Genomic DNA, 15,048 nt, shown 5'->3' on the forward strand with positions numbered 1-15,048 from the left:
CTCCGGTCCGGGGCGGACGCCGGTGCCCGTCAGCACGGCCGGTGCCACGCTCCGAGGTCCGGTTTCTTGCGCATCGAACTGAGGCCGAGTTCTGCGGAGCGCTCGCAGAAGTCGCCGAGCAGGGCGGCGTATTCGACGTGCAGGACCGCCTTGCCGGCCTTGACGAAGGGAGCGAGTGCCGCGCAGTCGCCGTACTGCGCGGCACTCCTCGTCCACCGTGGAACGGAAGCAGCAGCTCAGGATCAGGACACTCGCCAGGACAGAGGTGGAAAGGGACCGAAGCTCACAACAGCGAGTCGGCGTACTGCGTGCATCTGCGGACGTTTTGGCAGGCTCGTGCCGTCTCTGTGGAAGGTGACGGACCGTCAGTGGGCGGCGTCGGGCAGGACCATGCCGAACCATTCCTGGGATGCGCCGGACAGCCCGGCCGCTGTGCCGGTGATTGATACCACGCCGCTGGTGGAGAGCCCCGAGGCGGCGCCGCGCACCACGCTCACCATGCCGTAGCCGTTCTCCTCCGGCACTCCGACGACCAAGTCGGATCGGCCGTCGCCGGTCAGATCGCGGAGGGTGAGGGCGTGCCCGAAGTAGTCGTAGCGTTCCGGGGCCCCGGTCACGCCCGCGGTGTCCTGCGTGATCATGCGGGCCCGCGCGGTGGTCAGGCCGTCCTCCGAGCCGTACAGAAGGGTGACGGCCCCCGCGTCTGTGCTGCCGGCCAGGTCCTCGTAGGGGGCTCCGACGGCGACGTCCGCGTATCCGTCCTTGTCGATGTCACCGACGGCCACGCTCACGCCGAAGCCGTCACCGCTCTCACCCCCGCCGGGGACACCGGCGGTGTCCTGATGCACGACGGTGGGCCGCTGGGCCGGCGCGGGGCCGGTGGGGCCGCCGTACCAGACGGTGAGCTGGCCGCCTTTGTGGCCGCCGTTCCTGTCTCCGCCCGGCTCCTGGTAGTCGCCGACGGCGAGGTCGCCGTACCCGTCGCCGTTGATGTCGCCGATGGCGGCGGCGTCCCCGTCCGCGCCGGTCAGCTCCGTGGTCGCGTACGTGCTGCCGCCGGTCCACCTGACGTAGGAGATCACGCCGGCGGGATCGTCGGTGGTCCCTCGCGGGTACAGGCGCTCGGCCGCGCCGTCGCCGCTGAGGTCGCCCGCGACCGCGCCGCTGGTACTGCCCAGGTTCTCCGTCTGCTGGCGGGCGGGGACACCGGTGCGGGTGAACGCGCCGAAGTACGTCCGGGTCTCTGTAGGGCCGGTGACCGTCACATCGTTGCGGCCGTCGCCGTTGAAGTCATCGGCAGCGACACCCGACCCCATCACGCTCTGCTCGTCCAGGTAGGAGGGGAGCGGCAGGTTCGCGCCGCCCGCGATGCCCTGGCGGCCGCCCCACAGCACGGTGACGGCGCCCCGGCCGGGCACAGAGCCGACATCCTCGCCCGGCGAGCCGACGACCAGGTCGCTGTACCCGTCGCCGTCCAGGTCGGCCGAGGCCATCGACCGGCCGAATCTGTCGTTCGTCTCCGCGGCCCCCGGCACCCCGGCCGTGTCCTGGTGCACGACCGTGCGCCGTCCGGCAGACACTCCGGACGCCGATCCGTAGAGCACGACCACCGCTCCGGCGTACTCCCGCGACCCGACCTTCGCGTTCGGCGCCCCGACGGCCAGGTCCAGGTAGCCGTCGCCGTTGTAGTCGGCCTCGATCCCCGACCGCACCGGTGCGGCCGCGGCCCCGGGCACGCAGAGCGCGCTGAGCGTGAGGGCGCCGAGCAGGACGCCGGGCACGGCGTACCTGTGGGACGGGATGTGCTGCATGGGGGCTCCACTGCTCTGAACGACGAAACGTGTCGTACGGAAGATCAACGAGGGGTGCCCCTGGTTGTACGGAGCGGAGGATCGTTATCGCCAGGTGACCCGCAGAGTTTCGGGGGAGGGGAAAGCCGGGAGCGACACCTCAATCGCCAGGACACGTGAGGCCGTTGAGTACCTGTCCATCCCAGCGGCGCAAGGTGAAGTCGATGACGGTCTGCCGCAGGAAGCCGGTGGGGTCCTGGCCGGATGTCGTGGTGACGGGCAGCGCGATGGAGTGCCGGCTGCCGGCTGCCGGGGCCGAGGCTTCCTGGGGCATCGACGACGGAGCCGCACGTAGTTATGCAACTGTCGCCTTTCTCCGTGCAACTGCCGCATCCCGTCCGCCGTCTATTAAGCAAAACGTGAATCACGTGCGCACGAGGAAGGGACAGCGGTGAGGAACATAACCCGACGAGGGGTTGTCGCAGCCGGAATTACCGCGCTGGTGGCCCCGCTCACTGTAGCCATGGGAAGTACGCCGGCTCAGGCCGCGTCATGCACCACGCAGACCGGGGCCTATCAGAGGCAGGTCGAGAAGTTCCTCGGCCGCCCGGTGGACGGAAGGCAGTCGGTCGCCGACTGCAAGGCCATCCAGGCATTTCAGACGAAACACTCCATAAGCCCCAACGCCGGACTGGCTGGTCCCATCACCTGGGGCATCATGGATCTGATGAACCGCCAGAAGGCCGTGGGGAAGAACCCGAACAGGGCGGGCAAGTGCCCGACGAACAAGGGCCGTATCGCCTGCGTCGACCTGACGCTCCAGCTCAGCTGGATCCAGGACGGCGGGGAGCTGGCGTACGGACCGGTCCCGGTGCGCACCGGACGCGACGGGTACGAGACCCGCACCGGCCTGAAGAAGGTCTACTGGCGCAACATCGACCACGTCTCCAGCCTCTACCACGTGCCGATGCCGTACAGCCAGTTCTTCGACGGCGGCCAGGCGTTCCACTCGGTCGGCATCAGCGTCTGGGGCCCGCCCGGCTCGCACGGGTGCGTCAACATGACCAAAGCCGACGCTTCGAAGTACTGGAGCATGCTCCGCAAGGGCGACGACGTCTTCGTCTACGGCCGCAAGCCCGGCACCTGAGCCGCCTCACGCGCGGCGGTGGAACGCTTCTTCCGGTCATGGTGACGCGGCGGCCGCTTCTGCCGGCTGCTTCGCCCGGGTGAGGCGGGGCATCCGCGGGGGCATGCCGCTGCCGCAGGACGCCGAGCGGGAAGGAGTGTTCCGATGTGCCGATGGCTCGCCTGCTCCGGAACACTCCTTCCCGCTCGGTGACATTCTGTACAGGCCCGCCTACCCCCTGATCGGCCAGAGCCTGCATTCGCGGACGGGCGTCGAGACCACCGACGGAGACGGTTTCGGCATCGGCTGGTACGGCTCCGACGCGCGTACGCCGGCCATTGCCCGGGACCCGGGCCACGACGGAGGTGGTGTCCGGCCCGGTCACGCCTCTCTGGGACGGTGTGCGGGATCTGCCTCTGGCGCAGGTACGCGCGGATCTCCCGGAAGGAGTACGCACGGCCGGCAGGGGCATGGCCCGGGCGGATACGCGGGCGTCCGCCGCCGACCCTGGGAACACGGACGCGTTCCATGACCTCGGCGAACAAGGGTGCGTCTGCCCGCTGTCCAGCGGTGACCCGGTGGCCAGGACGTGGAAGGAGGCGTCCACGGCGAGGTGGAGCCCGGTGGTCAGGCCGCCGCGCGAGCGCCCGATCCCGTGACCGTCCGGCTCGGTCACCAGCCCGTCAGGAGGCGCCCGGACCAGCTCGGCAGCTGCCCGTCTGCGAGCCCCAGCAGCATGCTGACGGGCCCGGCAGATGGTGGAGTCGACCGAGACCCCCACTCGATATGCCCGGCCGCATCGGCTTTGACCTGGAGATTCTTCAAGACCATGGCCCTGGTGCCATCGATCTGCCAGCGCCGCAACACCGTGGACGCGTCTGTGCCAGGGCCCGTACCGCTCGGGCACATCCCGCCATGGTGAGCCGGTTGGCGCCCGTCACCAGATCCCGTCGAAGACCTGCCGCCGGTCTCCCGGCGGCAGGCCCGTCCCCGCTGCCTGCGGCAGCAGCGGCAGCAGCAGCGCCCACTTTTCGTCTGTCGGATCGCCGTGAGCCATCCCGGGATCGTTCCACCGTTTTGACCCACGTCTCCAGCGCGCGGCGGCCCGGGACCGCCGCGCGCTGTTGCTCAGAGCGCTGTCCACTCCGCGGGGATCCACAACTCCGCGTCCGCCCGTGTCCCATCCTGCGAGAGCCGGGTCCGCGGGATCTCGGGCCCCGGCCGGCTCTTGTCGTCATCCAGCAGGACTCCGGCGCCGGCTCCTTCGTGATCAGCCGCAGGCCCGTCCTCCGGGCCGAGCGGCAGAGCGACCGGTGGCATGAGACCCGCACCCGCGACATCGGCCGCACCGGCGGCCAGGCGGGCAACGGGCCGGCCGGCAAGCGCGCAGACCATGGGCACCTTGGTGCGGGGCGGCCCGGCGCCGCGTGCGGCCGAGGCAGTCGGAACGCTACGCGGAGGTGCGGGAACGACTGTCCGAGGGCAAGTCCCCGGGGGCGATCGGCAGGGGACTTCGGCCGGCCCACTCCGCCGAGCGACGGCATCCAGAGGCACTGACAAGGCCATGCCCGTCGCGAGATCTTCGCCAGAGCCGAAACCCGTTGCTTTCCCCACCCTCGCCGTCGCTCAGAGCGAACATCCGCGAGTCCGGCATCTGCCACCTGCGTACAGCGTCTGAGCCGTGCAGATGCCACGCCGCGAGCAGCGGCATCGGGCGGCACGTTCTCCAGGCGGTGCCGCCCGGCCCGCCCCGGCGCGACGCCTCCTGCCGTACTCATGGCCGCATCCTGGACGTGCTGGGAACGCTGATCGCGCAACCCGCGCGCTGAGGGGGAGGCCCGCGTGTGGGGCAGCCGCACATGGCGGCTCCGCCGCTGCGGGGAGGGGGAGCCGCCCGGGCGGGTCATCGCCACCCGCTCGGGCGGGTGGGTTCAGGTGGTGAGCAGGCGGTTGAAGAACGACCGGTAATGCCGCAGCGCCTTGCGCAGGTCCTCGGTGTCCACCTCCTCGCCCTGCTTCCACTGCCCTTCCAGATCCTTCTTGTAGTCGGCGAAGGTCGCCGCCAGCGTCTGCATGACGTCTGCGACGAGGGCGTCGGCCTTGTGCACGGCCTCACGGGGATCGTCGACGAACTGATTCTGTACGTCCTGCCAGCGCGTACGGAAGCGCTCCTCGTCCTCGGTCGTCAGGAGTTCCGGCACATCCTCCCCCTGCGCGGTGACCGACTCCTGTCCCGGGGCCGTGGACGCGTCGGCATCAGCTGCCGGTGCGGTGCTCTCTCCAGGGAAGGCGGGAGGCCCACCCTCCGGCTCCTCGCCCGCCTCGCCCAGGCCGTGGGGCCCGGCGAGATCCTCGGTCGACAGGCCGCTCTCGGTGGGGTCGGGAATGTTCTCGCGTTCCATCTCTCCTCCGTTCTCCTGCATCCGTATTCGCCAGCCTCCGCCGGGTCTCGCCCCGCCTCGCCCGGCGTCGCACACGGCCGGGCGAAGGGCCCCGGCACTCGCCGGGGCGGGGCGGGGCGAGCCGGTCAGGTCCGGGCGTGACGTCCCTGGCCCCCATCGGACAGAAGCTCGTCGAACAAGGCGCGGTAGTGCACCATGGCTCCCCGCAGCTGCTCGGTCGTCGCCTGGTGCTTCATGCTCAGCTCGTTGACCTCGTGCGCTGCGCGGTAGTGCTCGATCGTGCGGCCGTGCTCGACCGAGAGATCCCTGATCCGCTGGGGCAGATCCTCGGTCGGATAACCCCGCTCCCGCATCAAAGAGGTGACCAGGGAGTCCGCGTCCCGCACGGCGTCCTCCGGCCGGTCCACGAATTCTCCCTGCACACCCGCCCAGTCCTGGCTGTAGCGGTCCCGGACATCACCGGGCAGCGGCCTGATGTCCAGCGAGTCATGGCGCTTCTCGCGCGCGCTGAGATCACGCTCGGCCTCAAGGCGGCTACCGGAACCTTCGACGGTCCGTTCGTACTCGGGGCCGAAACGCTCACGCAGGCGCTTACGCCGGAAGCCGAGAAACGCCACCACGGCGAGCGCGGCAAGCACCACCACTACAGGAATGATGATCGCTAGGAGGGTCCCTGTCGACATCGGACCAACCCCCTCACTGGTGCCCGTTATGCCTTATTAAGGGTATTCCTCACCGCGCCCTGGGGAAACGCCTGCGCCCGGCACGCGACGGACACGGTCCGGACCGGTTGCCCGTAGCGGCCGCGTGCGAGTAGCGGGAGACGCGATCCCCGGCCGGGGCCCGAGTGCCGGCCCCTGCGGCCGGCGGCCAGGACCAGGACCCCGGCCCCGAGCGGGCCGCCCGGCACCCGAGCCTCCCTCGTCGATCGGCTGACTGGACCCTGCGGACGACCACGCCGACGTGTCCTTACGAAGCGATCTCTGTTCGCTCATCCCGATGAGTGGCCGTGTCGTCGCGGGGCACGGGGCGGCCAATCATCCAAAGCCACACCTACGGCATGAGCGCTTTCAGCCACACCCGGGCCCCGGGGCCTACCGACCGTACGAAGGACCGGAATCAACCCGCCGACAAGGTAAGGAGCACTTGAGCCGGAGAGTCGAGCGCGTCGTGGTGGGCGAGCGAGCTGATCTCGCCCCCTGCACGCAAGCTCTCGCCGCCCGAATCGACCGAGTATGCGAGGGAGCTCACGCGCGTGTCCCGCGCTTCTCGCCGTCCGGATCGGAGGTGACCTGGTAGGACAGCAACTGCTGGAACAGACCTTCCTGTTCGGCGAGCTCCCGATAGGTGCCCTCCTGCACGATCCTGCCCTCGTCGAGGACCACGATCCGGTCGGCCACGGCGACGTTGGTGATGCGGTGGGTCACCAGCAGCACCATCCGGTCCTGGGCCAGATCCCGCAGCCGCTGGAAGATCCGGTACTCCGCGCGGGGGTCCAGGTTCGCGGTCGGCTCGTCGAGGACCAGCAGTCCCGCCTCGCGGAAGAACGCCCTTGCGAGAGCGATGCGCTGCCACTGACCGCCGCTCAGCTCCTCCCCGTTGAGCCACTCGCGGGCGAGAAGGGTATCCAGACCGGCGCCGAGCCTGTCGACGACCTCGTCGGCGCCGGCGGCAGCGCACGCTTCACGCACTGCCGCGTCGCCACGGGCCGTGGGCCGGCCCAGGGTCACGTTCTCGCGCACGGTCATTATGTTGGCGCTTTCGAGTGTCTCACCGTCTCGCCGCTCGTTGGCCGTGGGAGACCATTTCGTAAGCGTCGTGGGGGTGTTGAGTGGTCCTCGGCTTGAAGGCATATCGTCATGCCGATCTCTCGTGGGGCAAGCCTCAGGCAGTGGTCACCTTACATCGAACCGCCGCCGTGCGTGCCGCGTCGGATTCGCTCGTGGACGCTATCGGTGTTCTCGACAGGGCAGGTGCCACCGAGCGTGTTCCGTTCGTCCTGGGGCCGGGCGGGTCGTACGACCTGCACTTGAACCGGTTCTTCAGGGAGTTGCCCGAGTGGGGCGTCAAGTCGGAGAACGGAATCGGTGCCTACTGCTCGGACATCGCCCTGATTTGCAGATTCCTGCATGAAGCGCGCGGCGGGAAGAGCATCTGGCAGATGGAGGGGGAGGATCTACGGGCCTACAAACAGGCCCGGTTGTTCGCGGCGGACCCAGATGACCGGATCAAGGAGAGCACGTGGAGCCGGGCGATGGCGGCACTCGACAAGTGGGTGCGGTGGTCATTGTACGAGCGACTGCTGACGAAGGAGCCGTTCCGGTACGTCGACAAGACGGTGATGACCTCCCAGGGCGTCAAGCAGGTCCGGGTGATGGCGGAGGCCGAGGTCGACTGGCACCGCGCGCCGATCACGTTCCTGCCCTATGAGGACTATCTGTTGTGGCGGGACGTAGGGCTGCTCGGGCGCCTGCCGGACGGTGGGCGAGATCCTGGCTGGCGAGGCCGAAACGGCCAGCGCAACGCCCTGTTCGCGGACCTGGTGGTGTGCACCGGGATGCGGCTGGGCGAGGCGTCCAGCCTTCTCGTCCCCGAGCTGCCGCCTCTCGTGCCGGAGCGCGGTGATCTGAATCTGGCGGCGGCGGTCGTCAAGCGGCACCGGCCCCGGACCGTGTTCATGCGTCGGCAGGTATTGCGGGAGCTGCACCACTACCTGGGCATTGAGCGGGACGAACTCGTCCAGCGCCGCCGAGTGGCCGGCGCGTACGACATCCGCGGAGACTACTTGACGGTGCGTCGTGCCAGTCGGCAAGCCCTGACCGTAGATGGTGCCCGGCGCTCCTGGACCTATTCCGCGATCGACGTCGATCAGCGGCGCCGGCTGATGGCGGTGGACTCCCAAGGTCGGCCGGCGGGCCCCTTGTGGCTGTGGCTGGGCGAGGACGGACAGCCGTTGCGGAGCTCAACCTGGCAGTCGGCCTTCCGGCGAGCGAACGAGCGGTGCGCGAGGTTCGGCATCGACTTCGAGGTCCATCCGCACACCTTGCGGCACACCTTCGCCGTCCACATGCTCGGGCTGCTGCTGCGGCAGACCATCCGCGCGATGGGGATGCGGGAGGACCGGCACTTCACCCTGGCGCAGATCAAACGAATGCTGATCGGCAACCCGATGCGCAAGCTCCAGCTGCTGCTCGGCCACGCGCGGGAAGAGACCGTCCATGCGTATCTCGACGTGCTGGACGAGGCTCAGGAGATCGTTCTGTCCGCGCTTGCCGAGTGGGACGACCAGGCCGCGGTTCTCGATCGTCTCCAGGTGGTGGCACGGTGAGCGCGCGACGGGTCCGCTTCCCGCAGGCCGGGGAGGCGCCCGCGCAGCCTGAGCCGGTGCCCCGGCTGGGACCGGTCGTGTTCACCGTGACGTTCAACGGCGTGGACGAAGTTGTCGACCTCTCCGATCTCCCGTGCCCTCGCCTCGCGCGGGCGCTGGCCGAGGCACTCGCGCGGTCGCCCGGGAGCCGGGGCTCGGTGCAGAACCGGAAGCGCTTCCGGCGCTATCTGCTCGGCACCGTCCGCGAGTTCGTCGCATTTGCTGCTGCGGCGATGCCGGAGCAAGGGGAGGCTCTGGATCTGGACGACCTGGAGCCCGAACTGCTGGATGCCTACGAGCAAACGCTGATCTTCCGGTACGGGCAGGACAGCAAGGAGCCGTACGTCATCCTGATGTGCCTGGTGGCATTGCTTCGGCTGGTCCGGGACGCCCGCCCGAACGGTTTCGAAGCGCCCTTCGCCGCTCGCCTCGGCTATGCCACCGCCGTCGCCAACCGTCGTCATGTGAACCCGCTGGACTCCTACCCGCTGCCGGTGTTCGAGGCGTTGGAGGCTGCCGCGCTGTCCAGCGTCGGCGCCATCCGCGACCGGATCCTGGAGGGAGAGCGGCTGGCGTCATCCGGTGAAGACCCTGAAGTCCACGGATGGGACTGCCTCGAGAACATCCTGTGGCACACCGAGCACCATGGCCCTCTGCAGTCCAAGCACAGCCGGATCCCGGGGGTCATCCGGCATGGTGGCATCCGCGACATCAACACCCGACTGTTTCTGACCAGTGAGGACATGATCCCCTTCCAGGTGCTGCTGGGGTGCCAGACCGGCATGGAGCCCGAGGGCGTCAAGCAGCTGCAGACCAACTGCCTGGTCAACTCGGCACGCGGCTACGTCAGCCTCGCCTACGTCAAGCGTCGGGCCCGAGGAAACCCACACAAGACCCTGCGGGTCCGCGACGGCGGGACTCTTCGCTCGCCGGGCGGCGTCATCCGGCTGGCCCTGAGACTCACCCAGCGAGCCCGTTCCCTGGCAGGCGTCTCCGATCTCTGGGTGACCGTGTCCCGCAGGACCGGCGAGGTGACGGCCCGCTTCGCGGGAAGGGGCGTCGTCGACACGCAATACCGGCGGGCCTGGATGAGTGCCCATGGCCTCGCCGTCCGGCAAGACAAGGGCGGGCTGCCGGTCACTCTGGACCTGCGGCGGCTCCGCAAGACCTACAAGTCGCAGCAGTACCTGCGGGCCGGCGGGATCCTGCCGGACTTCACCAGTGGACACACGTCGCAGGTGGCGGGACGCCATTACGCCGACATCGGTGCCCACGAGGAGATCCATGACCAGGCAGTGGAGGCGGGCTTGAACCAGGCGCTGGCCGTCGCGCTGCCGCCTCCCGTGGTCCTGGACGACAACGGCGAGCGTCTGGACGACGGTTCTGTGGAGATCGCCCCCGCCGCCGTACGCGATGCCCTGTCGGGGGCGACGGACGTTTGGTTGTCCTCCTGCCAGGACTTCTTCGCCTCCCCCTACGCCACGAAGCCAGGAGCGCCGTGCCCGGTGCCGCCATGGGTGTGCTTGGAATGCCCGAATGCGGTGTTCACCACTCGGCATCTGCCGTCGGTGCTGTCGACCTTGGCCACCCTCGAGCAGCAACGCGAGGAGTTCTCCGCCGCAGACTGGCAGGCCCGCTTCGGGCAAGCCCACCAGCGGATCATCAACGGTGTGCTGGCCCGCTTCAATACGGCGCAGATCACCACAGCCCGCGCCATCGCTGAAGGCGACGGAGCCCGGCTCGCCCTGCCGCCGTCCTCTCTGGAGGTTCTCTCGTGACGACCGCATTCAATTCTGCGTCGGCCCCGAAGCTCCTGGCAGATGACCCCTACGTGCTACCCGCCCGCCTCACCGAGGGCAAGGGGGATCGAGGGCCGAGGTTCAGCGATGACGTGTGGGATCTGCGCATCGTTCTGCCCCGGACGAGGATGGGGACGCGCCTGGACTTCACCCGTTTCACGGAGGGAGACAAGCGCCAGACCGCCAAGGAGTACCTCTATTCGCGGTTACGGAACCCGTCCGGACGTTCGGGGATTCCGATGAAGCCCACCGCGGCGTACGAGGAACTCACCATGTTCGCCCGGGTCCTGCGCGATCTTCGCGTTCTCGAAGCACCGCGACTGCGGGATGTCGAGCGCCATCACCTCACTGCCGCCTTGGCTCTGTGGAAGCGAGAGAGCGTACACACGGCAGCTGCAATGGTTCGGTTGCTCCAGCACGTGGCCGCGCACGGCCGGTTCCTCACCCGGGACCGGCTGGACCTCGTTCCCTGGGACGGGCGAAGCGCCAAAGCCGTCGCCGGGCTGAGCAAGCCCACCGAGAACACGACCCCCCGCATCCCCGAAGACGCCATGCGAGCTCTTCTGAGCGCTGCCCTCTTCTACGTCGAGACCGCCAGCCTCGACATCTTCGCCGCCCAAGACGAACTGGCCCGCCTCGGAGAACAGCACTCCCGCCGGGGTAAGGCGGGCGACGGTGAGATCCGGCACCGGCTGGAAGACTTCATCGAACAGCGGCGGTCAGCAGGCCGCGGACTGCCCGCCCTGCCTCTCGCGCTGGCTCACACCAAGCCCGAGGCCCGGATCATCGACGGGGTCGTACAGGCTCCCAACCTCCGCATGCTCACGCTGCTCCTTCGCGCCGGTCACATCCACCACCAACTTCCCCGGATCCTGGAAGCCGGTCAGGAACTGGGCTGGGAGGAGGGCGGCCTGGGCACGCGCATCTCGCCGTGGCCCGCGACCGGCAGGCGCTGGCGGCCTGAGATGTCGCCGGCCACGCTGGCCGGCGAGATCGTCAGTCTGCGAGTCGCCTGCTGGATCGTGATCGCCTATCTGTCGGGCATGCGTGACGTGGAGGTACGCGAACTCGGCCGCGACTGTGCGTTCATCGAGCCGGGAGCCGACGGGCGGCTGAGGTACAAGGTCCGTGGCCGTGTCTTCAAGGGGCGCCGGCTCAGCGGGGACGAAGAGGAATGGGTTGTCCTCGATGTAGTCCACCGCGCCATTGACGTGTTGCTGCGGATCAACGACGACCCCACCCATCTGTTCGGCTACACAGGCGGCCCCAACGTCGGCTACGTCATGCTGCGGGCCGTTCCCGGTCGCCTCGCCGTCTTCTGTGCCCACCTCGACGACCTGTTCGGCACAGAGGAGGGACCGTACATCCCGCCCTTCACCGCCCAACCAGCCGTGCTGGAAGACTCGTTGGACGACGTCGCTGCTGCGTGTCATGGGCCTGAGGTGCCTGTGGACGGGGAAGCCGAAGGGACTCAGCTACTTCCCTGGGCGTTCAACACCCGGCAGTTCCGCCGCACCCTGGCCTGGCATATCGCCCACCAGCCCTTCGGGGTCGTCGCCGGTACGCGGCAGTACAAACATGCCGCATACGCGATCTTCGAAGGGTACGCGGGCACCTCGGCCTCAGGCTTCGCCGACGAGGTCGCCGCCGACCAGACAGTGGCCAAACTGGACTACGTGGAAGACCTCTTCCACGACTGGAACGAGGGTGGCAGGTCCGTCGGTGGCGCGGCCCAGCGAATCGAGGCCGAATTCGACCGCATCCGAGCCGAAACCGGAGACCTGCCCGGGGTGGTGTCCAGCCCCACACGCCTGCGCGCCATGCTCAGACACCTGACTCGCACCCTGCACCCCGGAATGCTCAACGACTGTTTCCATCAGGCGGAGACAGCGGTATGCAATAAACGGGCGAAGTCCCCGGGACGGCCGCTGCCGATGCTCAGCATGTGTCTTCAATGCCCGAACTCCCGCAGATCTGCCGTTCACCTGCCCCGATTGCTCCATACCCGCAACCAAGCACGCCAGGACTTCCATGACATCGACAGCCTGCCCCGTCTGCAGCAGATCGCCATTACCGAGCACCTCTCCAGCCTGACCCGCCTGATCGCAGAGATTCACGATGAGAAGGACGGCCCTTCATGACTGGCGCCGGCATCGTGCAGACCGTGTTCCTCCGTCTCGTCCGGGAGCATCCGGACCTGACCGACGTCGATCGTCGCATCATGCGCGCCTTCGAAGAACTCATGGACGGGCGCCCACAGACCACCGACGGCAGCCTGACCGTCGTCAACATCGTGGCCGAGGCGGGAGTGGGCCGCGCCTCGTATTACCGCTCCCCGGTGGCTGTCGCGATTAAGGAGGTCCTGGCAGCTCCTGAGGCGGGGCGACCGGAAGCCGACGAACTGAAGGCCGAGATCACGCGCCTGCGTAAAGCCGACCGTGACCTCCGCAAGGAGAAGGCCGCCGAGCTCCGCGAACTCCAGGACACAGTCGCCACCTACGCCAACCAGATCCAGGCACTGGCCTTGCGCAATGCCGAATTGGAAGAGGACGCACGCAAGCTCCGATCTCAGGTCGACGAAGCGACCCGTGGAACGGTGCACCCGCTTCGGTAGGCGGCAGGGGAAGCCTGAGTGCAAGGGCTGCTGTCCGGTCCGTGTCCCTCGCAGGAGGAGGCCGTTGCCATGACTCCCAACTTCCTCTGTAGTCACCCGTTTATGAGAGTGGCGAGGCGTGCTCCGTGATCCCCGAGGCTCATGCGCCGGGCGGCCTGTGGCCTGCCCAGTACATGAGGATGAGGATGGTGTCAGGCGTTGATGTCCTCGTGGCCGAGGTTGCCGCCGAGTTCGCGGGAGGCTTCGGCCTGGGCGAGGAGTTCCTTGGCCTTGGCCGTGGCGCCTTCGATGGCGTCGGCGCCGGCGAGGAAGCGCTGCGGCGGCTCGCTCCGGCCGGCGAGGGTCAGCAGGGCGTCGGCGAGCTTGACGGGGTCGCCGGGCTGTTGCCCGTTGATGCTCTTCCAGGCTGCGACCGTGGCGGTGGTGCGCTCGGCGTAGTCGTCGATGGTCGGCTCGGGCCAGGTGGTGGAGGCGTCCACGAGCAGCTCGGTGCGGAAGAAGCCGGGCTCCACGATCGTGGTGCGGATGTTGTACGGGGCGACCTCGCCGCGCAGCGACTCCATCCAGCCCTCGACGGCGAACTTCGAGGCGGCGTATGCGGAGGTGAACTCCCCGCCGACCAGACCGGCGATCGAGGAGAGGGTGATGATGTGGCCGTCGCGCTGCTTGCGCAGGACGGGCAGAACGGCGCGGGCGACGTTCATGGGCCCGTAGAGGTTGGTCTCGATCTGCCGGTGCAGGTCCTGCGGGGAGAGCTCCTCGAAGAAACCGGCGTAGAAATTCCCGGCGTTGTTGATCAGGACGTCGATGCGGCCGAAGCGGTCGACGGCGGCCTGCGCGGCCGCGTACGCGTCGTCCAGGCTGGTGACGTCCAGCTTGGTGGTCAGCAGGTTGTCGTGCGGGCCGCCCAGGGTCTTCTCGACCTCCTCGGGGCGGCGCCCGGTGGCGACGACCTGGTGGCCGGCCGCGAGGGCCTGGCGGGCGATGTCGGTACCCAGACCGCGTCCGGCACCGGTGACGAAAATGACCTTGCTCATGAGGGGTTCCTTGCTTCGGGCTGCGCATACGGCGCCCGATGGGTCGGGGGTGGGGGAGATGTTCAGGCTTGTTCGGTGGGCATGATCCACAGCTCGCCGACCGCGGCGTGGCGGGGGCGGGTGACCATGTAGGCGACGCCGTCGGCGATGTCCTCGGGGGCGAGGACCTCGGTCCCCTCGAAGAAGGGGTTGATCACCTCGTCGCGGATCTCGGGCTTGTTGTGCGTGCCCAGCTCGCTCTCCACGGCGCCCGGCTCCAGGACCCCGACCCGCACGTGGCGCTCGGTGACTTCCTGGCGCAGGGACTCGGTGAAGGCGTGCACGCCGAACTTGGTGGCGTTGTAGACGCCGAAGCCCTTGCTCGCCACGCGCCCGGCGTACGAGCCGATGTTGACGATGTCGGAGACCTGACGCGGGCCCTGTTCGGCGGCCCGCAGCAGGTGCGGCAGGGCGGCACGGGTGGTGGAGAGCAGACCCTGGACGTTGACGGCGATCATGCGGTCCCAGTCCTCGGCGTCCGCACCTTCGATGGGTCCCAGGAGCATCAGACCCGCGTTGTTGACCAGCGTGTCCAGCCGTCCGAACCGCTCGATGACCTGCTGTACGGCGCCTTCGGCCTGGAGCCGGTCGGTGATGTCCGCCGCCACCACCAGCGCGGTGCCACCGACCTGCTCGATCTCGGCGGCGAGAGCTTCCAGGCGGTCCTTGCGGCGGGCCACGAGCGCCACCGAGGCGCCTTCCTCGGCGAGACGGCGGGCGGTGGCGGCGCCGATGCCGCTGCTTGCGCCGGTGACGAGTGCGACCGTGCCGGTCAGTTGCGAAGCCATGGGGTTGTCCTCTTCTCCAGACGTACGACGTAAGGGCAGACGGCGGGCAGCGTCGGTGACGATCTCCTGCGTGCCGTTACGGCGCG

10 protein-coding genes and 4 pseudogenes are annotated in these 15,048 nt (G+C 68.8%); 6 read left to right on the forward strand and 8 right to left on the reverse strand.

Annotated elements, in window-relative coordinates:
• Positions 1–29: 29 nt before the first annotated feature.
• Positions 30–191, reverse strand: a pseudogene (locus ACWDZ4_RS13670) (endo alpha-1,4 polygalactosaminidase); the annotation flags it as partial.
• A 174-nt stretch (positions 192–365) separates the two neighbouring features.
• Positions 366–1,811 carry an FG-GAP-like repeat-containing protein gene (locus tag ACWDZ4_RS13675; protein WP_451508574.1) on the reverse strand — a complete coding sequence of 482 codons (1,446 nt, stop codon included), beginning with the start codon at positions 1,809–1,811 and terminating at the stop codon, positions 366–368.
• Positions 1,812–2,241: 430 nt separating this feature from the next.
• Between ACWDZ4_RS13675 and ACWDZ4_RS13680 the strand changes: the two genes are divergently transcribed.
• Positions 2,242–2,937, forward strand: coding sequence for a L,D-transpeptidase (locus tag ACWDZ4_RS13680; protein ID WP_451508575.1), 696 nt, complete (start codon positions 2,242–2,244; stop codon positions 2,935–2,937).
• 144 nt (positions 2,938–3,081) lie between these two features.
• A pseudogene (locus ACWDZ4_RS13685) lies at positions 3,082–3,271 on the forward strand (class II glutamine amidotransferase); the annotation flags it as partial.
• Between the two features lie 773 nt (positions 3,272–4,044).
• Here ACWDZ4_RS13685 and ACWDZ4_RS13690 read toward each other — a convergent pair.
• The 4 genes and pseudogenes from ACWDZ4_RS13690 to ACWDZ4_RS13705 all read right to left on the reverse strand — a co-directional run.
• Positions 4,045–4,146 (reverse strand): annotated as a pseudogene (locus tag ACWDZ4_RS13690) (AraC family transcriptional regulator); the annotation flags it as partial.
• 701 nt (positions 4,147–4,847) lie between these two features.
• Positions 4,848–5,318, reverse strand: coding sequence for a hypothetical protein (locus ACWDZ4_RS13695; protein WP_451508576.1), 471 nt, complete (start codon positions 5,316–5,318; stop codon positions 4,848–4,850).
• A 125-nt stretch (positions 5,319–5,443) separates the two neighbouring features.
• A complete protein-coding gene (locus ACWDZ4_RS13700) occupies positions 5,444–6,001 on the reverse strand; it encodes a hypothetical protein (RefSeq protein ID WP_451508577.1) in 558 nt (185 codons plus the stop codon).
• Positions 6,002–6,565: 564 nt separating this feature from the next.
• Positions 6,566–7,066, reverse strand: a pseudogene (locus ACWDZ4_RS13705) (ATP-binding cassette domain-containing protein); the annotation flags it as partial.
• A 95-nt stretch (positions 7,067–7,161) separates the two neighbouring features.
• Between ACWDZ4_RS13705 and ACWDZ4_RS13710 the strand changes: the two are divergent.
• From ACWDZ4_RS13710 to ACWDZ4_RS13725, 4 genes are read left to right on the forward strand one after another with little or no spacing between them, the layout of a single operon-like run.
• Positions 7,162–8,646: a tyrosine-type recombinase/integrase gene (locus ACWDZ4_RS13710; RefSeq protein ID WP_451508578.1), complete on the forward strand. Its 1,485-nt coding sequence runs from the start codon at positions 7,162–7,164 to the stop codon at positions 8,644–8,646.
• On the forward strand, positions 8,643–10,463 hold the full coding sequence (locus ACWDZ4_RS13715) for a hypothetical protein (protein WP_451508579.1): 1,821 nt from the start codon (positions 8,643–8,645) through the stop codon (positions 10,461–10,463). Before ACWDZ4_RS13710 ends, ACWDZ4_RS13715 begins: the two co-directional genes overlap by 4 nt.
• On the forward strand, positions 10,460–12,625 hold the full coding sequence (locus ACWDZ4_RS13720; RefSeq protein WP_451508580.1) for a hypothetical protein: 2,166 nt from the start codon (positions 10,460–10,462) through the stop codon (positions 12,623–12,625). Before ACWDZ4_RS13715 ends, ACWDZ4_RS13720 begins: the two co-directional genes overlap by 4 nt.
• On the forward strand, positions 12,622–13,098 hold the full coding sequence (locus ACWDZ4_RS13725) for a hypothetical protein (protein ID WP_451508581.1): 477 nt from the start codon (positions 12,622–12,624) through the stop codon (positions 13,096–13,098). The genes ACWDZ4_RS13720 and ACWDZ4_RS13725 overlap by 4 nt, the downstream gene beginning before the upstream one ends.
• Positions 13,099–13,289: 191 nt before the next feature.
• Here ACWDZ4_RS13725 and ACWDZ4_RS13730 read toward each other — a convergent pair whose 3' ends face one another.
• Complete coding sequence (locus tag ACWDZ4_RS13730) at positions 13,290–14,135, reverse strand: SDR family oxidoreductase (protein ID WP_451508582.1); 846 nt, start codon at positions 14,133–14,135, stop codon at positions 13,290–13,292.
• Positions 14,136–14,197: 62 nt separating this feature from the next.
• Positions 14,198–14,962: an SDR family NAD(P)-dependent oxidoreductase gene (locus ACWDZ4_RS13735; protein WP_451508583.1), complete on the reverse strand. Its 765-nt coding sequence runs from the start codon at positions 14,960–14,962 to the stop codon at positions 14,198–14,200.
• Positions 14,963–15,048 lie beyond the last annotated feature (86 nt).

The organism is Streptomyces sp. NPDC003016 (assembly GCF_053591455.1).